Raw genomic sequence first — 26726 nt, forward strand, 5'->3', positions numbered from 1 at the left:
TTGGGACTATTAAAATTAGTCAAAAATAGAATTTCTAGTGAATGGAAAGAAATTTTCAATCATAATGTTGATTATTTGAACGGCTTAGAAACAAAAGTCGATTCACAAAATGAAGCAACTAATAGCCGAATCGACAATCTAGTGTTGAACGCTGGGGGAGATTCATCTAACGAAGTGGTAGACGCACGAGTCAATAATAAAGGCGAGAAATTCGCTACATTACAAGGAAGACTGACTTACCATGAAGACTTAGCAGACCAAAAAATAGCTGACACTGAAAAAGAATTAGAGAGTCAGAAAGAGCAAATTGGTCAGTTAAACGAAGTAATCGCAGGCTTGTACGCAGGAAGCGGCTCAAACGTGGATATTTATGTTTCTGCAAAAAACGGAAATGATAAAACCGGTGATGGAACTGAACAAAAACCATTTAAAACAATTCAAATTGCTATAAATCAAATACCACTAATTAACACATCAACGTCAACGATTTGGATTGACGACGGGGTATATTTAGAAGATGTATTTATTCGAGGAATCAGCGCAGGAAAAATAATTATTCGAACGATACAAAGTCCAAGTACACTCGATGTGACAAAATCAGATATGCCTGTGAAAGTCAGATCTGTATCTTTCTTCTATTGTTCTGGTTATTTTCAAGCTCAAGGATTAGAACTTGTAGATCAAGCTAATGCGCCTATTTACGAAGGACGTAAGTACAGTTTTTGTTGCGAGCAGGGAGGGTATCTAGCTTTATACAAAGTTAGAGTAGCTGAAAATACTAAAAGCATGAGCGACCATACTGCAAGCTATGTTGGTGGTATGTCAAAAATGCATATATATGATTCATATTTTGCAAATCAAAATCAAATCAACGTTTCTCGGTTGTTCGGTGAAACGAGAGCTTCAAGTACTGTGACTGGAGCTTCAAATAATATTGCGTTTGAGGCCGACAACGGAACCGTACGCGACGGGACAACTTCAACGTTATCTGCAACAACAAAACATAAAGCGAGTGCTCAAGGATTGATCATTGCGAAAGGGACGGTGTTAAGCTGATGGTTTATAAATTGAATGAGTCTTTAATCAAAATTCAAGCAGAAGCAATCAATCCAATTCAGACAAATGTCGTCTTTTGGTCGCACGACAGAAGCACAGCAAAACTTCGCTTTAAGCTGATGAAAGACGGCGTTGCTCAAAGTTTACCAGATGGAACAATCGTTCCAATCCGCTTAAAATTCCGTTCAGATACTGCTGAGGGCGGTTATGGAAGTCATGACTATTTAGCTACGATTGAAGATCGAGTAAACGGGATTGTGTCTATCGTGATTAAAGATAATCTGCTCGGATATGTTGGAAAAATCGAAGGTAGTATTTATATAGAATTTCCAAACGATCAGTCGCTAGACACGGCAGGTCGTTTTATTTTTGATATCAAGCGAAGTCCCATCGATGCCACAACGCAAGAAGTAGATGATTACTATTTTGAAGGATTCGAAGAAGTGATTGATCGTTTAGAAGCGATTAAAGCAGAAATGGATGCACTTGATTATAAATCATTTCAGAAACATAAATTAACTGTTGATGATGGAAGAGCGATGCGTTTAGCTGACTTAAATCCTCGTCCAACCACCATCGATGATTTGACGCGACCAGGCTTTTACTATATTACAAGTGCAGAATCAAATACCTTTATTCCTGCGGATCACTATATCCGACAAACTGGTATGGCTGGATCTGGTTGGATAACAATCTATCCTGGTGACACAGGTGGAGGAGTGGTTCAAGAATGGTATCGAAATACGGCAAATCCGGTCGTTAATACTCGACACTTATATCGTAAACAAGAATCAGCTTCGCCCGTTACGTGGAATCCTTGGTCAGAATATGCGCAGACAAACAGCACGATGCTATCAAGTAGCTATTATCAAGGTGCAGCACATCGAATTGCTGAAGCAACCACTACCGGAAAACAAGCAACTAGTTATCTTGAATTAAGCGAGAACACAGGAATTTATTATTTAACCACAAAAGAAAGTAAAGCAATGTCTGATTTTACTCAATTACCGCCAGAATTTATTTATGGTGTTTTTGTAGAAAATATACCAAATGCAACAATTAACAATTTTTTACAACGAATTACCAGTAATGTTACTGATGGAGTATCACAGCCACCTGTAACGTACTGGCGAGTTATTCAAAAAAAAGCCGACGGATATACTCCAACTAAATGGCGCAAAGTTGTATCACAAGATGACGCACAAATGCATAAATTGACGGGTGATGATGGAGCAGTTGTTCGTTTGAGTAGTTTAAGTCCTAAGCCGAAAAGCTATGAAGAATTCGCACGTCTTTACACTGGCTGGTATTATTTATCAACAGCAGATAGCCAAACGATGGAAGACTATAGTCAGTTACCTCCAACGCTACAAAATGTCGGTGTTTTTATGCTGATTGGTGCAGGTATAGATGTAAATAATGCGACGCAAACATTAATTGCTAATACGACAGCTCAAACGATGGTTTATAGAATTGTTAGAAACGGTTCAGTACTTCCTTGGAAAACTGCAATGAATGATTCCAATACAGTTAATACTACAGACCCTCAGTCGGTTGGAGGCGTTAAAAACTTCTTAGAAGTGCCAACGATTAATTCGGTATCTGTTCTTACTGATACAGAACTGCCTTTTGAAGCATGGTATGTTCAAGCTGTCTCAATTAAAAAAATAGCTGACAAAGGTCGCTTGCCGGTAGGAAGGGAAGCAACAACTATTGGCAAGCAATATGGAAGAAAAATGAAAAGTAATCCTTTGAAATGGAATTCTGATCAAACGAAAGCGGAAGTTTTAAGAGATTGTAAGTTGTTTGTCGATGGAGTTGCAGTACTCGAGCTAGGAGGTTCGGCTGGGAAATGGGCGTACATTGATGTTTGGAACAATGAGGAGCAGACTCAGTACATTGGCACAGGATATGGCGTTGGCGCAGCCACTGAGGGAACTCTTTGGTACAGACATAATGTTGCTTTTTCAAGATATATGGAAATCAAAGCAGGAACACAAATTTCTCTTGGTTTATCAATGGAAAGCGGTAAAGAATTAATCTCAGGACAAATTATTCATTTTCACGTTATGGAAATTATTTAGTTATAAGGGGGAAATAAGATGATAAGGGTTTGGCAATATGGTCGGACGGGTGGTAAAGAGTACGAAGTAGCAGATGATTTTCCAATTCAAGTGCCGTTTACGGATGTACCACCGCTGGAAGAAATCGAATTAGAAGATCAGTTTTTTATTCCATCAGAAGCGCGATGGAAAGAAATTATCAATGAATTGGATAAAGAGAAACTAGACAACTTAACTGCTCTTTATCCTGTGCTACAAGAAGAAAATGAACAATTAAAAGAAAAAGCGGATAGTTTAAGTCAACTAAACGCAAAACTTATGCTAAATGATCTTGCAATCAAAAAAGAAAATGCAGAGCTTAAAGCAAAATCAGAAAGTCTAGCTCAAATCAATTCAAAAACAATGCTTGCTTCATTACAAAATAGCAAAGACATTGAATTAATTAAGCAACAATTAAATCCGACTGAGGGAGGCGAGTAATATGTTTAGTTTTGATGATGTCAAGATGATGTACGACTGGGGCTGTTTTACAGATGAACAAGTACAAGAATTTGTTCCAACCTGCATCACTGAAGAAGAAGCGGAACAAATTATTAGTAAATAAAATGTGAGAGGCGTGCTCAATTGAGTACGTCTTTTCTTATGGGAGTTGGTGAGTAAGTGAAAGATGAGGCAGTGCAAGATGTTGTCGAGCGTTTGGTTCGTATTGAAACTAAGCTTGATAACTATGAAGCTCTAAGAGAAAAAGCAGAAAGTGCAAAAGATCAAGCTGAAAAAGCATATTCTATCGCTTTGAACAATGCTGATGATATTAGAGAAATGAAAGCCAATAATAAGTGGTCATGGGGTTATATGATAGGTCTTGGCATCACCATTATTGGCTATTTTTTAACAAAATTATAGGAGGACAGTTTTATGATTTTACCAGATAAGTATTACAACGTAATAAAGTGGGGTGTGCTGACAGTGTTACCTGCAGCGTCCGTTTTAGTAGCGACATTAGGAAAAGCTTACGGTTGGCAAGGAGCCGATATGGCTGTTTTAACCATCAATGCAATTGCTACTTTCTTAGGTGTTGTTACTGGTGTTTCTGCATACAATTCGAATAAATAGGAGGTACTACATGAAAAAGAAATTTTTGTTTGGAGCTATTGTAGCTCTTTTTTTATTGCCCGTTAATGCTTTTGCTTACACAATTAACAATGAATTCAATTTAGCGCCTAATCAAGGTGATTCAAGGCTAGCAATCCCTAACAAAATTATTTTACATGAAACTGGGATAGATGCACCTGCAAGAAACGTAGCAGCCAACATGAAAAATAATTATAACGGAAGTAATCCTTATACCACAGATGTTATTGGTGACGGTGGGATTGTTTATCGTGTGGGTGAGCAAGGATATGTTTCGTGGGGAGCTGGTAACGCCAACCCTTATGCACCTGTACAAATTGAATTACAGCGCACATATGATAAAGCATTATTTGAAAAAAACTATCGAGCTTACATTGAATATACAAGAGATAGTGCAAAAAAATATGGAATTCCATTGACTCTTGATCAAGGAACTTCTTTATTTACAAAAGGAATCATTTCTCATTTGTGGGTGACAAATTATGTTTGGGGGAATCACACCGATCCGTATGGTTACTTATCGCAAATGGGAGTCAGCAAAGAAAAGCTTGCTTATGATTTAGCTCATGGATTTACCGATGAAAATCCCACTACTTCAAACGATAAACCCGTGATTGATCCAACCAGAGCAGGTGCAGCAAATCCTACACTGACAGATGGAACAAATTCCGCTCACATTGACCAATTCGGAGAAATCGAAAATGCGAACTTGCATGTGGCAGGTTGGCACGTAGCTAATTACAAATACGAGTATATTTTTATTATGGACTATAATACTGGCAAAGAATTAGCTCGTGTAAAAGCGAATGGGGTTTCACGTTCAGATGTAAACTCTGCATACGGCACAAGCGGAAACGTTGGTTATCATATTTCATTCAATATGCGTAGATTCCCGAATAAAAAAGTCTATGTCATGATGCGTGCAACCAATGATTCAAAAGGAAACACACAAGGTGGAGCGCAAGATTTTCACGACTCACGTTGGTATTTGAATATTCCTAAACGATAAAAATAGCCCCTCACTGAGGGGCAGTACATAATTATATAAATTTTATCCACCGTATAAAAAAACGCTTGGATTGAGGGAAAAGAAGTTTTAGTAATACAAGGCCATTAAAAATGATGAAAATGCTAAAAATTATAAGTTTCAAAAAGTTATCAGTTTTAAAAACAAATATATCCCTAAAAGGGCTGACCCAATCAGAGTACCTTATTGCTTTTAAAACTAGTGAAAATAAAAATAAGTCTACGAAAAAGAATAAACTAAAGGAAAGAGAAGGGTGTTTCTGTCTAAGCGTGCACGTGCATTCTTCTTCTGTTTTACAAGTACAACTTCTTAATTTTAGTCCTGTAAGCTTAGAAATGGCGTTAAAAGAAATAAATACAATCAATATTAAAGTGATTGACGACAAAGAAACGTACATAAGAATTTTAGAGATGGGAGTTTCCGCTAGATTGTCGCCGATGGCACCAATTTGTGATAATCCACCAAAAACAGCAAATATGATTGTTGAAAATATACCCATCATGCTAAGAAAATCAATTGTCATTTTATCGTATTTCTCTTTGTAGGCATTGGTATGATCTTGTAAAGTTTTCAATTGAGCTTGTTCCTTAGCCAGAATACTTTTTAAAGTTGCCAATTCTTTTTTCTGTTCGTTGTAAAGATTATTTTTTTGATTCAAAGCTAAACTTAAATGCTCTTTCGTTTTTGCTAAAGCTGAGATTGCAGTTTCATCGGCCTTGGTTAGTTGTTTTTCCCTTTTCTTAGATGTGAATTTGCTTATATAAAAGTTTTCAAGAATCTTAATGAAATATCCAGTTGCTTCTTCAGTTGTATCATTTATGAAAATTAAAGTAGTTAGTTCAGCGTAAGGTAACGCTGCGGGATTGATTTCTGAGGCTAAAGCATAGAGTTTATCTAATTCCTCATTTAGGTTAGCGGGCGAAGCGTCTTGGTTATTTATGTATTCGGAATATAATTTTTCTATTTTTTTTACAAAAGAAAAAGAAGCAGAATCACTGTGAATGTAATTCTGCTCTAATTTTTTAATATCGCGTTGGCTAAGTTTGTTATCCTGCTGCATCAATCAAATCCTCCACGCTGTAAGGTACATCACTACGACCAAAAATTATTTGGTTTCTATTGTTCAACCAACGGTCATGGCGATGGCTTTCGTTTACTAAATTAAAGACATTTTCATGTAATAGGTTTTCAATAATCGGATTCAAGAATGAAAATTCTTCTGCCTCCTGTTTTTGTTCAAAGATATTGGCAGCTCCGTAAATACGATATTCTTCATAAATATCTTCTATAACAGGTCCATATCTCCATACCAAAAATTCTGAATCATATTGTTCTTGTAACCACTCTTCATTTATAAGCCCTTGTCTGATACTATTAATCAATGTGAAGTAGAGTACTTTTTGAAGCTGTAAGTTAGTAATTCCTACTTCGGTATTTTGAGCATGGGCAATTACATGATCAGCTAAATCTCTCATTGTCATTTCCTCTTCCTCCATTCTAAAAGTTAAACATTATACAACAAAGTATGGTGTACGTCAACACTTTACTTTTGTACAATAATAGTATATCAAGTAAAATAAGCAATTGCAAAGAGAATATATATTTTCGTGATAAAAAAAGTTTATTGTTTTATTTTTTACCAACATCATATTCACCTTTACGATAAGCGGATAAGTTATTAACTGTCCCGACGGAAACATCCAATTTATCAGCAATTTCTTGTGTCGTATAACCACTGTCGAGCAATTCATTAACCTGGATGCTTTGTGGAGTAGAGTAGACACCTTCAGTTATCAAAATTTTTCGCACTTTTTGGCGTGACATATTATGATGAATAGCTGTTTCTCGGATAGAGCTACTATTCAAGTAAGTGCGAACAATATCGTCCGCATTTACTTGAACAGTTTTTTTGTATTTTTCTTCTAATTCATTTCTGTATTTACGAGCAGACTCTAAAGTTGTAAATCCTCTTTTTTGATAGTGTTTACGATTCACAACTAGATCAACGCGATATTTCGTTACCTCGTTTTGAGTGTAGGAGGTAATTCCTTTGACTCCAGTTTTCAATTAATCACTTCCATAAATTTATAAATCATGACCCATACGCACGTCGAAGTGGGGTTTGGGCTTGCTGTAGTAAAATCCTGCGAACGAAACTTCAAGCTCTCCAGTAGTAAAAAATAGATGAATTTCATTATATTCTGAGTTGAATTCACCGTTTTTGATAGAAAAATTTTCGTCTAAAACTTTCATTGTATCTGTAAAAGTGTCAACATTAATTTTCTTTATATATTGAACATTTTTAAGCAATGGCTCACCATCATGCCCAGTCCCGACACGGTCACCGGTGACTAAAAAAGCTTGCATATTATTGCGTCCGGAATAGCTGTCTAATAACTGTAGGCTTGACAGCACGGGTTTTTCATTTCTCATTTCAAATACTGAAACACCATCTTCATAACCTTTTGAGATATAGTTATAACTACGCTCATCGTCTGGAATAATTCCAAATCGAAGATAAACATCAGTGAATGTTTTAGTATATTCAGCTTTCCGAATACGAAGACCTCCGCCCTCGGGAACAAAAGCAATGTAGTCATCTAGTTCATTAATTGCTTTTGCTGCTTCGATCATTTCATCACGTGAACCAATGCTCACGTTAACTGCGCCATTTTCCGCAAGCTGTTGATTAAATGACTCTATGATTACATCGTTGTAAAATGCCTTCAATACTTCATCCATGATTTTTCCTCCTAGCTCTCAAGCTGTTTTTTTCGTTCTGCAATCAGTTGCTCTAGTTCTGCTAAATCTTCGAGAGTTGCTTTCGTATTTACAAATGATCGTGCTGCTCTTCTTGATGTCATGTAATTGCGATGTGCCTTTTTTTCTTCATCAGTGTTAATGCGTTCTCTGTATTTTCGACTTGCTTCCAGTTGAGAAGCAGGAGTTTTATTCTCTTTCAATGTTATCAACCTCACTTAAACCAAATAAACCAACCGACAGTTGCTAATACGATTAACCAAGCTAGTAAAGCTTTCCAATCGAATTTAATCCTTTCTAATGAGAATATCCAGTTGCCTTTTTTTACGACCTTTTTATCACCTATTTTCATATTAGCCACATGATATGATATAATGGATTTATAGAAGCTGGGGAGGTTAACCCTCCCAGCTACGTTTAATTGAGAACTTGAAAAACAAAATGTTGATTTCGAAGGTCAATTCAGTTTTTTTAGTTCTCTTTTTTCTATGCTTCCATTTCATATCTAACTCCTTTCATTAGATTTATAAGTCATTAACTAACTTACATACTTATTATAACGTATACGTTATAATAAGTCAACACTTTTACATAATAAAAAGCGAAAAAACCTTACTTTTTTAGTAAGGTTTTTTGTTTGGATAAATGCTCTTTTCAAATTCAACAACGATTTTTGGTTTGCTGTTTAGCTTATATTTTTTCACGACAAATTGTTTTCTACTATTATAATATCCAAAAATCGTGACACTCATGTTTTCTTCAACATCAGCTAAGAAGTTCAAACTGTGATTAGCAATTAAGCAATTAACATCATTCAAGCTAAATCGTACGAGCGGAGAAGAACTGTATTGTACGATTTTAATTTTATCAATGGTTCCATAAAGTCGTTCCAAAGCGATCACTCCTTGTCTGGTTTAATGAAAGAATAGCCAATATAGTCATAACGCTGATGTTTTTGGCGGACATCGGGGACATCTGTTTTAACATTAAATAAAAAATAGATCGACTTGCCAATCATACTCTTCGATGCAGAAATCTTAATGTAATTTTTTTGGCTATAATGCAAGTTGATTAGCAATCTATCTTCGATAGCTTCAAATATGATTTCAGTGTCCCAAAATTTGTATAAATCATTGATAAATTTATGCGTTGGGTCATACTTGAACCACAGATAGACTTCATCGACTTCTAGCATAGTATCACCTCAGAAACATTATACGAACAAACGTTCGATAAATCAATTATAATTTATTCTTGTTTGATTATGGTATGCTAAATAAAAAAGCCCTTAAAGCAATAATTGCTTTAAGAGCTAAAAAATGCAGGTGATGGGACTCGAACCCACACGAGCGAACGCTCATACGACCCTCAATCGTACTTGTCTGCCAATTCCAACACACCTGCCTAGGATAGAAAATGCAAGACTACTAACGGTAAACGGCATGTCTGCCGTTCCATCACGTCTGCAAAATAAATAACAAAATAATCATAGCGATGATTGCTTCAGATGTCAAGATAGAAAGTAGTGAAAAGAACGATGAAAAAATATGATGGTGAATTTTCTGGATTAGGAATGCTTGCCGGGCTTTTAATTGGTTTAGCAAAAGGAAATATTTTGTTTGGCTTGATGCTTGGTGTCGTTTGTGGTGTGGCAATGGATTGGGGCGCTAATTTATGGAATGACTATCAGCAAAATAGAAACGATGATAGTTAAAAAAATAAGGTTGAAGGACTGGATTTAACGAAATATGCTGGTATATTTATACGGGATAGAGTATGATATTGGATAACTTAGTAAATAACTATCGATAATATAGTCAGAAGTTTCTAACTTTTTGAAATGAGGGATCGGAGAATATGAGAGAATTTGAAAAGTCCAACAAATTAGAAGGTGTTAGTTATGATGTACGTGGTCCGGTTCTTGAAGAAGCAGACCGCATGCAAGAAGAAGGAATTAGCATCATGAAATTGAATACGGGGAATCCTGCCCCGTTTGGCTTTGAGGCACCTAATGAAGTTATTCGTGATTTGATTATGAATGTGCGTGAGTCAGAAGGTTATTCTGATTCAAAAGGGATTTTTTCTGCAAGAAAAGCGATTCAGCAGTACTGTCAATTAAAAAAATTTCCTAATGTTACAATCAACGACATTTATACAGGTAATGGTGTCAGTGAATTAATTTCAATGTGTATGCAAGGGTTGTTAGACAATGGTGATGAAGTTTTAGTCCCAATGCCAGATTATCCGTTATGGACAGCCTCCATTGCACTTGCAGGAGGAAACCCCGTTCACTATATTTGTGATGAAGAAGCGGAGTGGTATCCGGATATTGCAGACATCAAGGCTAAAATCACTAGTCGCACGAAAGCAATCGTGATTATTAATCCAAATAATCCAACAGGGGCTCTTTATCCTAAAGAGTTATTAGAAGAAATTGTTGAGGTTGCTCGTCAAAATGATTTAATCATTTATTCAGATGAAATTTATGATCGCCTAGTAATGGATGGCTTAGAGCATATCCCAATCGCAACTTTGGCACCAGATTTGTTTGTCGTGACTCTAAATGGTCTTTCAAAATCCCATCGAGTAGCAGGTTTTCGCGTAGGATGGATGGTACTTAGTGGAGATAAGTCACGAGTGCAAGGATATATTGAGGGCTTAAATATGTTATCTTCGATGCGTTTGTGCTCTAATGTTTTATCCCAGCAAATCGTACAAACCGCTTTAGGTGGTTATCAAAGCGTAGATGAGTTATTGCTACCTGGTGGCCGAATTTACGAACAAAGAGAATATGTTTATAATGCGATTAATGATATTCCAGGTTTATCAGCAGTGAAACCTAAAGCAGCATTTTATATTTTTCCAAAAATTGATACAAAACGTTTTAATATTTTTGATGATGAAAAGTTTGTACTTGATTTCTTGCATGAACACCATATTTTACTTGTTCACGGTGGCGGATTCAATTGGCATCAGCCAGACCATTTCCGAATCGTTTATTTACCAAAATTAGATGATTTGAAGGTCATGGCTGGAAAAATGCGAGAATTTTTGACGACTTATCAACAAAAATAACGACGATTCTTAAGGAATTGTTTTGCTAGCCAAACAGTTTAGAAATGTCTGTGGCATTAAAAATGTCACAGCTTTTTCTTTGTTGTTAAAAAAGTTAGCAAAAAGTAAGTGAGTAATTTTCTTTCCCAAGAAAAAGTGAAACAGCCCTTTTCTTGAAGTTTACTCATCCGTAAAGTAAAATACTGTTATCATGCGAGCACGCATATTTTGGGGAGGATACATAATGGAAACGTTTGTCGATTCCTTTGGGACAATTATCAAGACAATACGAAAAGAACGAAACATGACACAAAAAATGCTTTCTCAAGGTATTTGTTCTCAAAGTGTTTTAAGCAGAATTGAAAATAATGAAGAATTGCCAAATGTTCTGGTAATGGCACAAATTTGTCAACGGCTAGGTGTGACCATTGATCATGTGATGACCTTATCCAATGGGGATATTCGTAAAAATCTGCAACAGTTAGACTTGCTAGATTTTTATTTTCAAAGGCGCGACTATCGCAAATTAGCACAGCTTTTGAAAAATGATGAAGTCAAAAGTAGCCTGTACTCAGATGCAGATTACCAACGTTACTATTACTATTTAGGTGTATGTGAATTTTATCTAGCAAAAAACATTTCTCAAGCTGTTTGTTATTTAAAAGAAGCGCTGACTTATTCGAGTCATAGTGAGCATGTGCATGTTTCTGATACGGAAGTTCAGTTGATTAGTGCAATTGGTAAGATTTATGGAGTTGCAGGAAGACCAACGGAAGCACGCTATTATTTGAGTAAAAGTATCCAACTTTTTCAACAATCGATTGAAACACGTGTCAAAAGTGAATTGTCACAAATCTTTTATAACTATGGAACATTCTTATTTCAGCAAGGAGAAATCGATACGGCACTTGAGCATGTCAATCGAGGGATTCGTTGGACGCAAGAAAAAAATAGTTATTACTTTTTAAATGACTTGTTTGCATTGAAAAGTTTGATTTATAAAAAGAAAAATGAACCGCAAAAAGCAGCTTTTTATGAAGAATTGGCGCAAGCTGTTCGAAAGATTTCAAAAAACTCATAAATGGTGTAGACCATTATTGACTTTTGATAGAAATAAGAGTACCTTAAGGGTAGAAAATCAAAGGAGCGAGTTAGAATGAGAACTTTTATTTATGCTGACAAATTCTTTTTATCGTCAGGTGTAAAAAATGCCGGTTACCTAGAAATTACCGATGGACTATTTGGTGTGTATTCACAAGAATTACCAGATGGAGAAGCAAAGGTGATTGATCAAAGTGGTAAATGGATTGCACCTGGTTTAGTTGATACACACATTCATGGTTACATGAATCACGACGTAATGGATAATGATGCTGAAGGTATCAAAGTTATGTCTGAAGGGTTATTATCTTGCGGGGTAACTTCTTTCTTACCAACAACATTGACTTCAAGTAAAGAACGCTTGAAAGATGTAGCAGAAACAATCGGAAAAATGTATCAAGAAGCTCCAGGGGCAAAAATCAAAGGAATTTACTTTGAAGGACCTTTCTTCACAGAAGAACATAAAGGCGCTCAAAACCCTAGCTATTTTGGTGATCCAGACTTGGATACTTTCCATGAATGGCAAGAAGCTTCAGGTGGATTAATTAAAAAAATTGCTTTAGCACCTGAACGTCATGGTGTAGAAGATTTCGTTAAACAAGTAACAGATGAAGGCGTTGTCGTGGCTCTTGGTCACAGTAACGCAACAATTGATGAAGCTCAAAAAGCTGTTGAAGCAGGAGCTAGTGTCTTTGTTCATGCCTACAACGGAATGCGTGGATTGAATCACCGTGAACCAGGTATGGTTGGTGCATTATTATCATTAGAACATGTTTTCTCAGAATTGATTTGTGACGGACACCATGTTCATCCAAATGCTGCTGAAATTTTGATGGAAAAAGCAGGCCATGACCATGTTGCTTTGATTACCGACTGTATGATGGCAGGTGGGATGCCAGACGGAAATTATAATTTAGGTGAATTCCCAGTAGTTGTAGCAGAAGGAACAGCTCGTTTAGAATCAGGTAACTTAGCAGGTAGTATCTTACGACTAAAAGAAGCAATCAAAAACGTTGTTGACTGGGGTATCGCAACACCAGAACAAGCAGTTATGATGGCAAGTTTAGTACCAGCAATCAGCTGTAAGATTGATGATTCTTGTGGTAAGATCGCTCAAGGACGCGATGCAGACTTTATCGTATTGAATCCTGATATGTCACTTGAAGCAACTTATTTAGATGGTGTGGAACGTTACCACGCATAGAAATCTTTTTAAGAAAAAATCAAAAGGTGAAACAAAACGTATTTATGTTTTGTTTCACCTTTTTTATTTTTAGTTTTTTATTTAAAAAAATCATTTTTTGAAAAAAGTTTCGATTGAATTTTTAGAATTCGCATACTTTATTATGAGGGAAGAAAACGTGTTGTAATAATACAAGAAATCTTCCTTGATATGAGAATGAGGAAGCATAACCACTTCATGTTCATTTGCTAAGAGATAATCCCCATCAATTGTGCGAGCAACTAATTCGTAATGATCGAACATCTGCAGATACTCAGTGACTGTTATTGTTAGCTCAGACGGCGTTGCGGCTAGACTTTTTTGCAGATAGTCTGTCGATGGGAAAAGCACTAATTCACCAATTATTTCGACTTTTTCTTCTTGAAGCCATGTGATCGTTTCAGTTAATGTTTGGTTATACAGGATTTCAAACATAGAACCACCTATTTCTTATTTGGAATTTCAACTTTGAAGTTGATCGTTGTGTTTGCATTCAGTCCTTGTGCTTCGAGGGTTACACTTTCTGGGATCAATTCATTTTTTGTGTAGTTTGGTGTAACACGATAGCGAACAGTTTCGCCTTTGTTGAGTGCTTGTCGAATTGCTAGTTCGTAATAATTCATGTACGGATCATTAACTGGGAATTGATAAAGCGTGACCAAGTTTTTTCTTTCATCACCACTGCCACCAAATTGTTTGGCAATCAAGTGACCTCTGGAATGATCATATTTTGGTCCAGAAACAAAACCTGGTGGACGAATTTCTCGATTGGCACTAGTACCAGTGTTGATCATTTTTTTCTTGATTAGTGCTTCTGCACCTGTCGGACGTTTCAATTGATCAAGAGAGTGGTAGGTAATCCAACCATTCTGATTGTCTTTTAACTCATCTGCTGAAAAAGTCGCGAGACCTACTTCCTTTGGCCCAGAATTATTTCCAGTAGGGGCTAGATCTTCTTTAGTTGGTAATCCGTTTTGTGTATGCTGTTGGGTCACCTGTTCATGAGTAGTAGAAGAAGGTGTTGATTTGTCATTTGAAGAATTTAAATCCAACCCCAGCCAGCTAGCAGCTCCCACAATCAATAAGGTAAGTAGCGTGCCTAAAAGTTTGTTCATGTTTTTCATTTTTTCACCTCGTTATCCAGTATAGGTGAAATAGATTATTTATAATAGTAAAATTTATTAATAACGACAACAAAAACTCATAAAGTGTTGTCTTGAAGTCATAAAATACTGATTTTCACTCATAAAATGTGGTGTACACGCTTATTGATAATTGGTATGATAGAAGATAAAAGGAGGCGCTTTATGTTTGGGGGGATCGCATTAGAAACGATTTATTGGTATACGTTACTTATTTGTGCTGGAATCGCAGTTCTTTTGGTTATTTTTGGCGATGTATTTGATTTTGACGGGCCGCTAGATCCAATGTTGTTAGTACCTTGGTTAGCATTTACAAGTCTGTTTGGCTACTTAGGAGAAAGTTTGACTGAATGGTCGTCAGTTTTGATTTTTGTGATTAGTGCTGCAATTTCAAGTGTATTGGTATTCTTGCTCAATTTTTATATTTTGATGCCAATGAAGAATGCAGAAGCAACACTATCTTCGTCTGAAAAAACATTAGAGGGACAAGTAGCGCAAGTCGTTACACCAATTCCAATCAAAGGAATGGGAGAAATACAACTTCAAAGTGTAACGGGATCGATCAATCGACCTGCTTGTTTTTATGCGGAACAGGAAACAATGGCTCAAAGAGGGACAAAAGTGTTGATTATCGAAGTAAAAGACAGAGTATGTTACGTCATCCCATATGACGGAATGCTAAAATCTTAAGGGAGTGTGTTGAATGGTTATATCAGGAGCTTTTTTATCAGTTGCAATTGTTATCTTTATTTTATTGATGCTTTTAATTGTTTTCGTATCAAAGTATCAAACAGCAAAACCCGATGAAGCGTTAATTATCAGTGGTAGTTATTTAGGAAAGAAAAATGTCCACACAGACGAAAGTAATAATAAAATCAAAATCGTCCGCGGTGGCGGTGCATTTGTTTTACCCGTTTTCCAACGTTCTAACCGAATCAGTTTACTTTCTAGTAAGTTAGATGTTTCTACGCCAGAAGTTTACACAGAGCAAGGTGTACCAGTTATGTGTGATGGAACATCGATCATTAAAATCGGTTCATCTGTGGAAGAAATTGCAACAGCGGCAGAACAATTTTTAGGAAAAACAACCGATGAATTAGAAAACGAAGCGAGAGAAGTTCTTGAAGGACATTTACGTTCAATCTTGGGCTCGATGACAGTGGAAGAAATTTATCAAAATCGTGATAAATTCAGCCAAAGTGTTCAAGAAGTTGCTTCTGTTGATTTAGCGAAGATGGGGCTGATTATTGTTTCATTTACGATCAAAGAAGTTCGTGATAAAAACGGCTATCTTGATTCATTAGGGAAACCAAGAATTGCTCAAGTGAAGCGAGATGCAGAAATTGCGGAAGCCGAAGCATTGAAAGAAACGCGAATCAAAAAAGCACAAGCTGAAAAAGAATCACAAGCTGCAGAATTACAACGACAAACAGAAATCGCTGAATCAGTAAAAGAAAAAGAATTGAAGTTAGCAATTTATAAACAAGAACAAGATGTTGCTAAAGCGAAGGCAGACCAAGCGTATAACTTAGAAAGTGCCCGTGCACAACAACAAGTTATTGAGCAAGAAATGCAAATGAAGGTCGTTGAAAGACAAAAGCAAATTGAATTAGAAGAAAAAGAAATCATCCGTCGAGAAAAGCAATATGATTCTGAAGTGAAGAAAAAAGCAGATGCTGACCGTTACGCAAAAGAACAAGAAGCACAAGCACAAAAAGTAAAAGAAGTAACTGAAGCCGAGGCAGAACGTTTTAGAGTAGAAGCTTTAGCTGAGGCACAGGCAAGCCAAACTCGTTTGGCTGGTCAAGCGGAAGCCGAAGCCATTTTAGCAAAAGGGAAAGCCGAAGCCGAAGCAAAACAAAAAATTGCTGATGCCTTTAAAGAATATGGTGAGGCGGCTGTGTTAAGCATGGTGATTGAAATGTTACCACAATTGATGCGTGAAGCAGCACAACCATTAGGAAACATTGAAAAAATTTCTGTTGTTGATACTGGAAATGGATCTGGTGAAAATGGTGGAGCGAATCGAGTAACCGGATATGCAACCAACTTATTAGCATCCACACAAGAAACTTTAAAAGCAACAACGGGTCTGGATTTAAAAGAAATTATTGAGAATCTTTCAACCAAAGGGACTTCAAGTCAAGTGAATTTGTACGAAGGCGACTCAAAACCAGCAAATAATGACGAGGTATAGTTAAAAATCAAAAAGACCACTGTAAAATGTTCAATCATTTTACAGTGGTCTTTTTGTGGGACAATGTTTATTTTTTTTGTTTTTCGATTTGTTTTTCAATTTCTACTAAATTTTTACGCAAAGTACGTTCTTTCTTTTGTAACTCGACTAAATCTTCAGCCAATTCTTTTTTCTTCTCATCTTCTGGTGGTCGTAACACAAAATTAATTCCTAGAGCAATGAATGTTCCAATGAAGGTATCGAAAACCCGCTGTAATGCGTAAAGAGTAGACTCACCTTGAGGAATACTCAAAGAAATCATTAGCAAAGTAGAAATGGCTGAAATGATTCCAGAATTGTTGTCGATGCCATCTGAAACTACGATGGTTATGATAACCAAAACAGGCAATAAAAATAGTTCAACTAAAAAATCATTGTGGAAGTAGTGCTTGATGAAGAAAAAGATAATGGCTAGAACACCGCCAATTGAATTTCCGATGATTCGAGAGCGACCAAAGGAAACAGTCGATGTTAAATCTTGGCGTAAAGAAAAAACGGCTGACAGCGCAGCAATCAATGGATTGCCTCGCTGAAAGAAGTGAAAGACTAACATACAGATAAAAACAGCTAGTGCACTTTTTATAGTCCGCATACCGAGGCGGAAACGACCGATTTGCATAACTTTTTCTCCTTTAATCCCTTTTTTTAATCATAACGAATCTTCGGCATGTTTGCTAGTTTTTAGCGTAGAGGTTTAGTATAATTGGATGAAAAAAGGGGGAAATGTATGCGGATTGGTATGCGAACGATAAAAACAGTAATTAGTGCAACATTTGCGATGCTGATCGCGAACAGCTTGCCTTTACTTTATTGGCCTTCAGCTGGGATTATTGCCGTTTTGAGTGTTGGTAATACGAGGAGGTCGACAATAAGGACGGGTGTCGATCGTTTTATTGCTTTCATTTTGGCGACAGTCGTTGCTTTCCTTAGCTTTAAGCTCCTTGGTTTTTCTCCGATTGGGTTTGGATTCTTTTTACTTCTTTTTATTCCGTTAGCAGTTCAATTTAAGTTAACAGAAGGAATCGTTGTGAACTCTGTTTTGGTTACACAGTATTTAGTTGAGCAAAGCATGGCTGTGTCACTAATTTTAAATGCATTAGGATTGATGGTTATTGGCGTAGGATTAGCTTTAGTAGCAAATATTTACATGCCTAATACCGAAAAGCGGCTACAAGAAAATCAATTAGTGATTGAGGTTGAATTTCGCCAGTTGTTACAAGAAATGGCTGATTCATTGTTAAAAGAGGAAAACGAGCGACTTATCGAAGAAGATTGCCAACAACTATTAGCGTTTATTCGTACAAGTCAGTTAGAAGCTCGAAATCATCATGAAAATGATTGGGTCAGACAAGAAGGGTATTATGAAACTTATTTTTCAATGAGACGGGCACAATTAAATGTGTTAAATAATATGATTCAAAACTTAGAGCGGATTGAGTCACCCAATCCATACAGTGAGCAAATTTACGGTTTGCTAATCTATACAGCAGAAACGTTTGCTGAAGAAAATGACGGTACACGTATTATGGAGCGAATTTATGAAGTTTATGCTGAATATCGGCAAATGCCCTTACCACAAAAGCGGTCTGAGTTTGAGAATCGTGCAGAACTGTTTCAGTTTTTACAATCATTTAAAAGTTTTATTGAAATCAAAGCAGAATTTGCACAGCAAAACCAACAGAGTAATTCATAAAAAAGTGTCTGGGACAGGAATCAAAATGATTATGTCCCAGACACTTTTTCACGATTAAATGTTTTCTCAAAAGTAGCTCTCTCGGAAAAAGAAGCTGAATAATTTTTAAAAAATAGATGAAGCGATTTTTAAATTGTCCTTCTTACTTTTGAAGCTAATTATTTTTTGATTTCTGTTTGTCTAATTGTTACGCTTTTTGCCAATATGTGTGCATTTGGTCCAGAATGTCAATGACATCTTTGGTTAAATAAAGTGAGCGATTAGGTAATTCACCTTCAATCATCTGTACCATGTTTGCAATTTCATAATTTAAAGCTTGTGAAGTGCTGCCGCTTTCGATGAATTCTTTTGTACCATCGACATAAGTAATCTCAGCACGATCTGCACGTGGATAATCAGTAATTGTAATGTAGCCATTTTCATAAGCAACGATACCAACTTTAGGCATTTTTGCTCGGAAGGTTAGGCTAACAGTTGCTAATTCGTCCTGATCATTTCGTAAAATCGTAACCGATTGTTCATCAACGCCTGTTTCAAACGGAATCATCGTCGAAGCAACTACTTCTGGTTGAGCAGTTAGAAAGAAACGCGCAAACGAAACTGCGTAGGTACCAATATCAAGTAGAGCGCCGCCAGCTAAATCTGGATTGAAAAAACGATTAGTAGGATCTGGTTCCTTTGCACTACCAAAAGGAGCCTGAATCATTTTTAGTTTACCTAATTTCTTGCTGTCAACTAGTGAATGAAGTCGTTGATAAAGTGGCATGTTAAAGATGGTCATTGCTTCAGCAAGAATCAACCCTTTTTCCTCCGCTAGTTTCATTGCCTCAGCTAACTCAGCAGTATTCATTGTGATTGCTTTTTCGCATAAGACGTGTTTTCCTGCTTCTAATGCTGCCAAAATGTGTGAAAGATGTTGGCGATTTGGTACAGCTATATAAATGATATCAATCTCGTCATCTGCCAAAAGGTCTTGATAACTTCCATAAGCTTTTTCAATACCATAATCTGTTGCAAATGCCTGTGCTTTGGCTAGCGAACGAGAAGCAACTGCGGATAGTGTACTTGAATTTTGATTGAAATTTTCAGCAAATTCTTTCGCAATTGTTCCTAAACCGATAATTCCCCATTGATATTTTTTCATGAGAGATAGCTCCTTTTTAATCTTTAAAATAGATGCAGTTTACCTATTAAGTATAGCAAAGTTTGACTTGATTTTAAGAAAAAGTGCCTAAACGATAAAAAAACTTGAAGGCGCAATGAAAAAGATGATTTTTTTTCTGAATTTAAGTAAAATGAAAAGAGGAGGGGATTCGGATGCATCAAGTATATATTGATCTTATTATAAGTGTATTATTAGAACAATTTGAATCAGAGCAATTTTTCTTAGACGAGTACCTACTAATCAATAAAGAAGAATGGGACGCATGGAAAAAGGGTGAAAAAAATTTACCATCTGAAGCTATGCAGAAAGTAAAAAATCTTTTTACTGATTATGAATGGATGTTGACCCAAAAAATTCTAAGACAGACAATTATTTTTCCAGAAAAGAGAACGATTGCTGTTGCTGAATACAAACAAATCAAGACACGAATTGCCCAAAAATGGTTGCACAGTGGCGTCGCAGAGGTTGAATTGATTCCGTTAAAAAATGAACAACATCCTAGCAGATACCTTGACTTGAAAGTGAGTATTCACTATGATGAATGGGGCTATGACGATATTTTGAATTTCCGATTGCCAGCGGATATTCAGCAACAAATCGAAGGCGAAAAAGTGGAACTTTTAGACTGGGTGAATGAAAACCTTGAGGAAACCTATGTCCATGAAGTAAACGCCGAGCATTAAAGGGAATGAAAGGATTTTTTAAGTGAAGAAAATTTTAGGTTTTGCTTCAGTCATTATTATGATTGGCGCGATGGGCTACATTTTTATGTCAGACCATAATGCTGGCGAAGTCGAGGCGACAAGACAAACAGAAGTAAAGAAAGCTGCAAAAAGTCCTAAAAAGGGGCTTGCCAGTATTACCGATACGACTGAAAGTTCATCAACAAATAAGAAAAGTAAACAAAAAACAAAAACAAAGACAAAAACGACGTCAGAATTACCTGATGTTAGTACAGATGACTGGAAGCTAGTATTAGTTGGACCAGAAAATAAGTTGGAAACTGAAGTAGATGAGTCAAGTCAATTGACGGCTTTATCAAATGGTTATTTGATTGATAAGAGAATTGAACCTGATTATCAAGAATTTGCCCAAGCAGCACAAGAGGCTGGTTATCCACTTGTCATGGTTTCAGCGTTTCGTTCAGTCACGTCACAAGAGCAAGTATTCGCACAACATGTCCAAGAAGTAATGGCACAACAGGGAATTACTGAAGAAGCAGCAACGAAAATCACGAAACAAACGATTACCGAGCCAGGCTATAGTGAGCATCATACGGGTTTAGCCGTCGATGTAGTTGATGAAGATTGGTACAACAACTATCCTTCAACTGTTTTGGAAGCTAGCTATGGTGATCAACCAGGTGCAAAATGGATTGCAGAAAATTGTGCTAAATATGGTTTTATTGTTCGCTATCCAAAAAATCGTGAAGATATTACCAAAATCACTTATGAACCTTGGCACCTTCGCTACGTGGGAAAAGAAAGTGCTGAATATATCACAAAAAATCAGTTGACGTTAGAAGAGTATTTGAATGAATTAAAGGAAAAGTAGGAACATAGATGGCAATTAAAAAATTCAAAAGTCGTCGACGGAAAAAAATGCGTTTCATCGTTTTATGCGCAGGAAGCTTACTCATCCTATTTGCTTTTTTTGCTTCTTTAAGAGGATTGATGACACCACTTACCGATCATTCGGCAGAGCAAGAAGCACAATCTCATCAAGAATTTATCCAACAACTTGTTCCGCATGCACAAGAATTACAAAATGCTTATGGTATCTTGCCGAGCATTATTCTGGGACAAGCAATTCTTGAATCAAACTGGGGGAAAAGCACGTTAGCGAGTGAATATAAAAATTTATTTGGAATCAAAGCTTATGGTGATCAAGAAAAAGTAAGTCTCGAAACCAAAGAATATGTCAACGAAGCATGGATTACGATTCAAGGTGAGTTTCGCGTATACCATTCATGGGAAGAATCCATGGATGACCATACTCAACTATTTATTCAAGGCGTTGACTGGAATCCGGCTTTGTACGAAAGAGTAATCACAGCAAGTAACTACCAAGAAGCTTCGCAGGCACTACAAGATGCAGGGTATGCAACAGATCCCACATATGCACAAAAAATTATTCAAGTAATTGAAACCTATCACCTTGATCAATACGATCGTAGATAACGCGGAGAGGAAGTGGCAGGATGGCAGAGTTTGTTCCTGAAATCATGACAGAATTAAGAAAAGATATTGTTCGTGTACCAGAAGTTATTTCGCAAGCAAGTGGAATTAAAGTTTTTGGTAAAAAAATTCGATCAATTATTTTTACAACGGATATTGCGATTATTAGAAACACGAATGCGAATGCAGTAATCGCAGTTTATCCTTTTACACCGCACCCAGCAATTACCAAAAGTATAATTGAAGCTGCGGACATTCCGGTATTTTCTGGTGTGGGAGGCGGTTTAACTCAAGGCGCTCGTTCTGCTTATATGAGTATGTTTGCTGAAGCACAAGGTTCCTTAGGCGTTGTCTTAAATGGACCAACGCCGTTAGAAACGGTTCGAGAAGTTTGTCGGATCGTTGACATCCCTGTAGTCAGCACGGTGACCTCTAAATATACAGAGCTTGATGAAAAGCTAGAAGCAGGTATTTCAATCATCAACATTAGTGCTGGTAAAGAAACTGCAGAAACTGTTCGTTATTTCCGAGAAAAGTATCCAGAACTACCAATTATTGCAACTGGTGGTCCAACAGAGGAAAGCATCTTGGAAACAATTGAAGCTGGAGCCAATGCTATCACCTATACACCGCCAACAAATGGTGAATTGTTCAGTGCGAAGATGGACAAGTATCGTCAACTTGAAAAAGAGAATCATCAAAATTAAAAGAGACCTTTTCAAACGCGAAGCAAGTTAATTTGCTTCGCGTTTTTCTTGTTTTTCAAGTAAAAATAGCTGAAAAAACGAACAAAACATGAAAATAATGAAAAAAGATTAGATTTTAGAAAATTTTTATTGAAAGTACATTGTCAGTTTCAGTAAGTAGTGTTAGACTATTTTCAATCTTTAATCAATCGAATTTTGTTTAGAAGGAAAAATTTTTAATGAAAAACGATCGATTTACCTGAGGATTCTGTTAAAAAAACAACTCCTCTGGCTTTAAACATCTTATCGAGTTATTGTATATTACTGACTTGTCAGTTCTACATACCTACTTATATATCGTCATAATATGGATGACAGTTTCTAGCCAATGCCGTAAAGATTGGACTATAAGTAAAAGAGTGGACAACACACCCTTTTTTGCTTATTTTAAAGTAGAAGGGTGTTTTTCTTTATCAGAAATTTTACGATAGAGTGTGGATGAAAAAGCTATTAATTGAACAAAAAATCAAGGAAAAGGGGCAAAGAAAGTGAAAGAATTAGTTGAACGCATCAAAAAAGATGGGCGTGTATTGGGTGAAGGTGTGCTAAAAGTTGATAGCTTTGTGACTCACCAAGTAGATCCAGTTTTGATGGAACAAATGGGTCAACGTTTTGCAGAAGTATTTAAAAACCAAGGAATTACCAAGGTGGTAACGATTGAAGCTTCTGGGATTGCGCCCGCTTTATATGCTGCAAAAGAATTGGGTGTGCCAATGATTTTTGCTAGAAAAGCAAAAAGTTTAACGATGGACGAAGAACTTTTAACAGCTTCTGTCTATTCTTTCACCAAACAAGTAACAAGCACGATTTCAATTTCACGAAAATTTTTATCAGAAAATGATAAAGTTTTGATTATTGATGATTTCTTGGCAAATGGTCAAGCTGCTAAAGGATTGATTGAGTTGTGTCAACAAGCTGGGGCAGAAGTTGAAGGAATCGGAATTGTCATTGAAAAATCTTTCCAAGATGGACGAGAATTACTTGAACAAATGGGACTACGTGTTGTTTCTTTAGCGCGTATCGCTTCCTTATCAAATGGTCAAGTTGAGTTTCTTGAGGAGGACGCATAACATTGGAAAAAGAAACGCAAAATGGAAAAGCAGCAGTCTTAGGGTTACAACATCTATTAGCAATGTATGCAGGTGCAGTTGCAGTGCCATTACTAATAGGAACAGGTCTTGGTTTTAATCAAGAACAAATGACTTACTTGATTTCAATTGATATTTTTATGTGCGGGTTAGCTACTTTACTACAACTGACTGTCAATCGTTTCTTTGGAATTGGTTTGCCTGTTGTTTTGGGTTGTGCAATCCAAGCAGTAGCTCCGTTGATTTTGATTGGTACAGATAAGGGTGTTGGTGCAATCTATGGTTCAATCATCGCATCTGGGATTTTTGTGGTATTAGCCGCAGGCTTCTTTTCTAAAATCAAAAAGTTATTTCCACCGCTTGTAACAGGAACTGTTATTACAGTCATTGGCTTGACCTTAATCCCTGTGGCAATTGAAAAAATGGGTGGCGGTAGTGCTGCTGCAACAAATTTTGGTGACAAAACTAATCTATTGTTGGCTTTTGTAACGATTGGATTGATTGTTGGTGTCCAAATGCTTGGCAAAGGATTTATTCGTTCAATTGCTGTATTGATTGGTTTAGTTGGCGGGAGCGTATTAGCTGGCTTGATGGGAATGATTAACCTAGAGGCAATTGGTCAAGCACCATTGTTCCATGTACCACAACCATTTTATTTTGGAAAACCAACATTTGATATCTGGTCTATTTTGCTAATGATTATTATTTCGATTGTTAGTATGGTTGAATCAACAGGTGTTTACTTTGCACTTGGCGATATTACTGGTAAAAAAGTTGGCGAAGAAGAGCTGAAAAAAGGTTATCGTGCGGAAGGGCTGGCAGTTATTCTTGGAGGTATTTTCAACACATTCCCTTATACTGGTTTTTCTCAAAATGTTGGGCTAGTTCAGTTATCCGGAATCAAAACAAGAAAACCAATTTACTTTTCGGCCGCATTCTTGATTATCTTAGGTCTGTTTCCAAAAATTGGTGCTATTGCCCAAATCATTCCTGAACCCGTACTTGGTGGCGGAATGTTAGTGATGTTTGGAATGGTGGCTGTTCAAGGAATTCGTATGTTGTTAGATGTTGATTTTGACAATGATAAAAATTTATTGATTGTTGCTGTTTCAATTGGTTTTGGATTAGGTTTCAACATCATGCCGTCTTTATTTGGACAGCTTCCTGAAACAATTCAAATGTTCACTGGTAACGGAATTGTTATGAGCAGTATTACAGCTATTGTCTTGAATTTGGTTTTTAATGGAATCAAAGAGGATGAAGCAATTATTGAAGAGGCATTCGAAAAATAAAAGTGAAAATAAAAGTAGCAGAAAATATTTTTTGTTACTTTTATTTTTTTGTTCAAAAAAATAAACACGAACGTTATTGCTGTATCGATAATTAATATTCGATTTTTGTTTGACGTTGGAAAATTCACTTGTTAAAATATGAGTGTATTGTAGCAGAGAGGGGAAAAAGATCGTGGAAGTTGCAGTCATTATGGGAAGTATTTCGGATTGGGAAACTATGAAATTTGCTTGTGACATGTTAGATGAATTTGGTGTTGCCTATGAAAAAAAAGTTGTGTCAGCGCATCGCACACCAGATTTAATGTTTCAATTTGCGAAAGAAGCAAGAGAAAGAGGAATTAAAGTAATTATTGCAGGCGCAGGTGGTGCAGCCCATTTACCCGGAATGGTTGCTGCGCAGACAACACTACCAGTGATTGGTGTTCCTGTTCAATCACGAACATTAAATGGTTTAGACTCGTTATTATCGATTGTTCAAATGCCAGGTGGTGTGCCAGTAGCAACAACAGCAATTGGAAAAGCTGGCGCAATTAACGCCGGACTACTTGCGGTACAGATGCTTTCAATGTATGATTTAGAATTGGAAGCTAAATTGGCTGAAAGACGTTCAATGATGGCTGAAACTGTTATAGAAAGTAGTGATCAACTTGGTTAAACCATTACTGCCTGGATCAACGATTGGTATTGTCGGCGGCGGTCAATTAGGTCGGATGATGACAATTAGTGCAAAAGAAATGGGCTTTAAAGTAGGTGTATTAGATCCTGTTAGTGGTTGCCCAGCAGCTCAAGTGGCTGATTGGCATATTGAAAGTTCCTATGATGATACTTTTGCGTTAGAAGAACTTGCTAGACGAACAGATGTCATTACCTATGAATTTGAAAATGTAAGTGTGGAAGCACTTAATGCTATTTTACCAAAATCATTTATTCCACAAGGTACGGACTTGTTGGCAATTACGCAAGACCGCCTACTAGAAAAATCATTTTTAGAAACAAATAATATTGTGATCGCACCTTATGCAACAATTGTTAGTCCAACAGATATTCAAGATGCAATCGACGGAATTGGTTACCCTTGTGTTTTAAAAACGACACGCGGTGGGTATGATGGCAAAGGCCAATGCGTATTGTATGGCCGAGCTGACTTAGCACCAGCAATGGACTTATTACGTAAAGGAACTTGTGTGTTGGAAGCTTGGATTCCTTTTGAAAAAGAAATTTCTGTCATGGTGGCTGGCAACGGTCAAGGAGAGTACACAACATTTCCTGTGGTAGAAAATGTTCACCGAAATAATATTTTGCATGAAACAATTGCACCAGCTCGTGTACCTGCTGAAGTAGTCGAGGAAGCTGAGCGAATCGCAAAAGTAGTAGCAAAAGCAGTGAACCTCTCTGGTGTTTTAGGTGTCGAAATGTTTTTGACTAAGACAGGTGGTTTATATGTCAATGAGTTAGCACCAAGACCACATAATTCTGGACACTATTCAATTGAAGCTTGTTCAATGAGTCAATTCGATGCACACATTCGTGGTATTTGTGGTTGGCCTTTAAGTAAGATTCGGTTGCTAAGTGATGCTGTCATGGTCAATGTGTTAGGTGAACAGCTGTTAGAAAGCTATCGTTTAATTGAGAAAAAACCAGATTGGCAATTCCATTTCTACGGTAAGAGTCAAGCGCAAAAAGGGCGTAAAATGGGACATATCACTATTTTGACTGAAGATACGCATGAAACGCTAGAAGAAATCTATCAAACCAACATTTGGGACTAAAGGA

General features: G+C 36.8%; 33 protein-coding genes, 1 tRNA gene and 1 riboswitch. Of the genes, 22 read left to right on the forward strand and 12 right to left on the reverse strand.

What is annotated here, in order from left to right:
• Genes AB3I20_RS04200 through AB3I20_RS04230 form a run of 7 tightly spaced genes read left to right on the forward strand, consistent with a single transcriptional unit; the run spans position 1 to position 5259 of the window.
• The gene (locus tag AB3I20_RS04200; RefSeq protein WP_368027008.1) at positions 1–1056 is read left to right on the forward strand and encodes a hypothetical protein; all 1056 of its coding nucleotides are present in this window, start codon (positions 1–3) and stop codon (positions 1054–1056) included.
• Entirely contained in the window at positions 1056–3140 is a 2085-nt protein-coding gene (locus AB3I20_RS04205; RefSeq protein WP_368027009.1) for a BppU family phage baseplate upper protein, read from the forward strand. Before AB3I20_RS04200 ends, AB3I20_RS04205 begins: the two co-directional genes overlap by 1 nt.
• 18 nt (positions 3141–3158) lie before the next feature.
• Positions 3159–3599 (forward strand): type I restriction-modification system subunit M N-terminal domain-containing protein, encoded by a 441-nt coding sequence (locus AB3I20_RS04210; RefSeq protein ID WP_368027010.1) that lies wholly within the window; start codon positions 3159–3161, stop codon positions 3597–3599.
• Position 3600: 1 nt separating this feature from the next.
• On the forward strand, positions 3601–3723 hold the full coding sequence (locus AB3I20_RS04215) for an XkdX family protein (protein WP_071868296.1): 123 nt from the start codon (positions 3601–3603) through the stop codon (positions 3721–3723).
• 56 nt (positions 3724–3779) lie between these two features.
• Positions 3780–4022 (forward strand): hemolysin XhlA family protein, encoded by a 243-nt coding sequence (locus AB3I20_RS04220; RefSeq protein ID WP_137206670.1) that lies wholly within the window; start codon positions 3780–3782, stop codon positions 4020–4022.
• A gap of 12 nt (positions 4023–4034) precedes the next feature.
• Entirely contained in the window at positions 4035–4232 is a 198-nt protein-coding gene (locus AB3I20_RS04225) for a phage holin (protein WP_270346637.1), read from the forward strand.
• A gap of 10 nt (positions 4233–4242) precedes the next feature.
• Positions 4243–5259 carry a peptidoglycan recognition family protein gene (locus tag AB3I20_RS04230; RefSeq protein WP_270608148.1) on the forward strand — a complete coding sequence of 339 codons (1017 nt, stop codon included), beginning with the start codon at positions 4243–4245 and terminating at the stop codon, positions 5257–5259.
• 31 nt (positions 5260–5290) lie between these two features.
• Here the strand turns inward: AB3I20_RS04230 and AB3I20_RS04235 are convergent, their stop codons facing one another.
• From AB3I20_RS04235 to AB3I20_RS04270, 8 genes are all read right to left on the reverse strand, one after another.
• Entirely contained in the window at positions 5291–6337 is a 1047-nt protein-coding gene (locus tag AB3I20_RS04235; RefSeq protein ID WP_270608146.1) for a hypothetical protein, read from the reverse strand.
• Complete coding sequence (locus tag AB3I20_RS04240; protein ID WP_270608143.1) at positions 6324–6758, reverse strand: Panacea domain-containing protein; 435 nt, start codon at positions 6756–6758, stop codon at positions 6324–6326. The genes AB3I20_RS04235 and AB3I20_RS04240 overlap by 14 nt, the downstream gene beginning before the upstream one ends.
• Positions 6759–6906: 148 nt before the next feature.
• On the reverse strand, positions 6907–7344 hold the full coding sequence (locus AB3I20_RS04245) for a DNA-binding response regulator (RefSeq protein ID WP_368027011.1): 438 nt from the start codon (positions 7342–7344) through the stop codon (positions 6907–6909).
• A gap of 18 nt (positions 7345–7362) precedes the next feature.
• Positions 7363–8019, reverse strand: a complete 657-nt coding sequence (locus AB3I20_RS04250) for a hypothetical protein (RefSeq protein WP_086270864.1) — start codon at positions 8017–8019, stop codon at positions 7363–7365.
• Positions 8020–8030: 11 nt separating this feature from the next.
• On the reverse strand, positions 8031–8240 hold the full coding sequence (locus AB3I20_RS04255) for a hypothetical protein (RefSeq protein ID WP_179189249.1): 210 nt from the start codon (positions 8238–8240) through the stop codon (positions 8031–8033).
• Positions 8241–8657: 417 nt separating this feature from the next.
• On the reverse strand, positions 8658–8930 hold the full coding sequence (locus tag AB3I20_RS04260) for a hypothetical protein (protein WP_270375721.1): 273 nt from the start codon (positions 8928–8930) through the stop codon (positions 8658–8660).
• Between the two features lie 5 nt (positions 8931–8935).
• Positions 8936–9232 (reverse strand): DUF5960 family protein, encoded by a 297-nt coding sequence (locus tag AB3I20_RS04265; protein WP_368027012.1) that lies wholly within the window; start codon positions 9230–9232, stop codon positions 8936–8938.
• Positions 9233–9357: 125 nt separating this feature from the next.
• Positions 9358–9441, reverse strand: a tRNA-Leu gene (locus AB3I20_RS04270).
• Positions 9442–9574: 133 nt separating this feature from the next.
• On the opposite strand from AB3I20_RS04270, the gene AB3I20_RS04275 reads away from it, so the two are divergent.
• The 4 genes from AB3I20_RS04275 (at position 9575) to nagA (ending at position 13396) form a co-directional block, all read left to right on the forward strand.
• Complete coding sequence (locus AB3I20_RS04275; protein ID WP_285603115.1) at positions 9575–9751, forward strand: hypothetical protein; 177 nt, start codon at positions 9575–9577, stop codon at positions 9749–9751.
• A 143-nt stretch (positions 9752–9894) separates the two neighbouring features.
• Positions 9895–11112 (forward strand): pyridoxal phosphate-dependent aminotransferase, encoded by a 1218-nt coding sequence (locus AB3I20_RS04280; RefSeq protein ID WP_067481116.1) that lies wholly within the window; start codon positions 9895–9897, stop codon positions 11110–11112.
• A 223-nt stretch (positions 11113–11335) separates the two neighbouring features.
• Positions 11336–12172, forward strand: a complete 837-nt coding sequence (locus AB3I20_RS04285) for a helix-turn-helix domain-containing protein (RefSeq protein WP_067481119.1) — start codon at positions 11336–11338, stop codon at positions 12170–12172.
• A gap of 75 nt (positions 12173–12247) precedes the next feature.
• Positions 12248–13396 carry an N-acetylglucosamine-6-phosphate deacetylase gene (nagA, locus tag AB3I20_RS04290; protein ID WP_067481122.1) on the forward strand — a complete coding sequence of 383 codons (1149 nt, stop codon included), beginning with the start codon at positions 12248–12250 and terminating at the stop codon, positions 13394–13396.
• Between the two features lie 90 nt (positions 13397–13486).
• Here the strand turns inward: nagA and AB3I20_RS04295 are convergent, their stop codons facing one another.
• Together AB3I20_RS04295 and AB3I20_RS04300 are read right to left on the reverse strand one after the other, a co-directional pair.
• Positions 13487–13849, reverse strand: coding sequence for a hypothetical protein (locus AB3I20_RS04295; protein ID WP_075491350.1), 363 nt, complete (start codon positions 13847–13849; stop codon positions 13487–13489).
• 8 nt (positions 13850–13857) lie between these two features.
• Positions 13858–14538, reverse strand: a complete 681-nt coding sequence (locus tag AB3I20_RS04300; protein ID WP_071869293.1) for a DNA/RNA non-specific endonuclease — start codon at positions 14536–14538, stop codon at positions 13858–13860.
• Positions 14539–14721: 183 nt separating this feature from the next.
• On the opposite strand from AB3I20_RS04300, the gene AB3I20_RS04305 reads away from it, so the two are divergent.
• Positions 14722–15246, forward strand: a complete 525-nt coding sequence (locus tag AB3I20_RS04305; protein WP_067481131.1) for an NfeD family protein — start codon at positions 14722–14724, stop codon at positions 15244–15246.
• A gap of 13 nt (positions 15247–15259) precedes the next feature.
• Positions 15260–16753, forward strand: a complete 1494-nt coding sequence (locus AB3I20_RS04310; protein ID WP_067481134.1) for a flotillin family protein — start codon at positions 15260–15262, stop codon at positions 16751–16753.
• Between the two features lie 67 nt (positions 16754–16820).
• Here the strand turns inward: AB3I20_RS04310 and AB3I20_RS04315 are convergent, their stop codons facing one another.
• Positions 16821–17411 carry an aromatic acid exporter family protein gene (locus AB3I20_RS04315; protein WP_067481137.1) on the reverse strand — a complete coding sequence of 197 codons (591 nt, stop codon included), beginning with the start codon at positions 17409–17411 and terminating at the stop codon, positions 16821–16823.
• Positions 17412–17519: 108 nt separating this feature from the next.
• On the opposite strand from AB3I20_RS04315, the gene AB3I20_RS04320 reads away from it, so the two are divergent.
• Complete coding sequence (locus tag AB3I20_RS04320; RefSeq protein ID WP_075491351.1) at positions 17520–18485, forward strand: aromatic acid exporter family protein; 966 nt, start codon at positions 17520–17522, stop codon at positions 18483–18485.
• A gap of 187 nt (positions 18486–18672) precedes the next feature.
• Here the strand turns inward: AB3I20_RS04320 and AB3I20_RS04325 are convergent, their stop codons facing one another.
• Positions 18673–19629, reverse strand: a complete 957-nt coding sequence (locus tag AB3I20_RS04325) for a Gfo/Idh/MocA family protein (protein WP_075491352.1) — start codon at positions 19627–19629, stop codon at positions 18673–18675.
• Positions 19630–19802: 173 nt separating this feature from the next.
• Between AB3I20_RS04325 and AB3I20_RS04330 the strand changes: the two genes are divergently transcribed.
• The 8 genes from AB3I20_RS04330 to purK all read left to right on the forward strand — a co-directional run bounded on the left by AB3I20_RS04330 (position 19803) and on the right by purK (position 26722).
• A complete protein-coding gene (locus AB3I20_RS04330; RefSeq protein WP_067481146.1) occupies positions 19803–20333 on the forward strand; it encodes a hypothetical protein in 531 nt (176 codons plus the stop codon).
• A 22-nt stretch (positions 20334–20355) separates the two neighbouring features.
• A complete protein-coding gene (locus AB3I20_RS04335; protein WP_284590405.1) occupies positions 20356–21204 on the forward strand; it encodes a D-alanyl-D-alanine carboxypeptidase family protein in 849 nt (282 codons plus the stop codon).
• An 8-nt stretch (positions 21205–21212) separates the two neighbouring features.
• Positions 21213–21830 carry a glycoside hydrolase family 73 protein gene (locus tag AB3I20_RS04340; RefSeq protein WP_067481152.1) on the forward strand — a complete coding sequence of 206 codons (618 nt, stop codon included), beginning with the start codon at positions 21213–21215 and terminating at the stop codon, positions 21828–21830.
• Between the two features lie 20 nt (positions 21831–21850).
• Positions 21851–22534 (forward strand): hydrolase, encoded by a 684-nt coding sequence (locus AB3I20_RS04345; protein WP_067481155.1) that lies wholly within the window; start codon positions 21851–21853, stop codon positions 22532–22534.
• A gap of 309 nt (positions 22535–22843) precedes the next feature.
• Positions 22844–22941, forward strand: a riboswitch (purine riboswitch).
• Between the two features lie 120 nt (positions 22942–23061).
• Complete coding sequence (locus AB3I20_RS04350; protein WP_071869288.1) at positions 23062–23643, forward strand: xanthine phosphoribosyltransferase; 582 nt, start codon at positions 23062–23064, stop codon at positions 23641–23643.
• A gap of 2 nt (positions 23644–23645) precedes the next feature.
• Entirely contained in the window at positions 23646–24953 is a 1308-nt protein-coding gene (locus AB3I20_RS04355; RefSeq protein WP_071869287.1) for a nucleobase:cation symporter-2 family protein, read from the forward strand.
• A gap of 172 nt (positions 24954–25125) precedes the next feature.
• Entirely contained in the window at positions 25126–25608 is a 483-nt protein-coding gene (gene purE, locus AB3I20_RS04360) for a 5-(carboxyamino)imidazole ribonucleotide mutase (RefSeq protein ID WP_256869131.1), read from the forward strand.
• Positions 25601–26722, forward strand: coding sequence for a 5-(carboxyamino)imidazole ribonucleotide synthase (purK, locus tag AB3I20_RS04365; RefSeq protein WP_172843728.1), 1122 nt, complete (start codon positions 25601–25603; stop codon positions 26720–26722). Before purE ends, purK begins: the two co-directional genes overlap by 8 nt.
• The last annotated feature ends 4 nt before the right edge of the window (positions 26723–26726 follow it).

The sequence above is a fragment of the Enterococcus sp. C50 genome (assembly GCF_040887505.1).
GTDB classification, from domain to species: domain Bacteria; phylum Bacillota; class Bacilli; order Lactobacillales; family Enterococcaceae; genus Enterococcus_B; species Enterococcus_B thailandicus.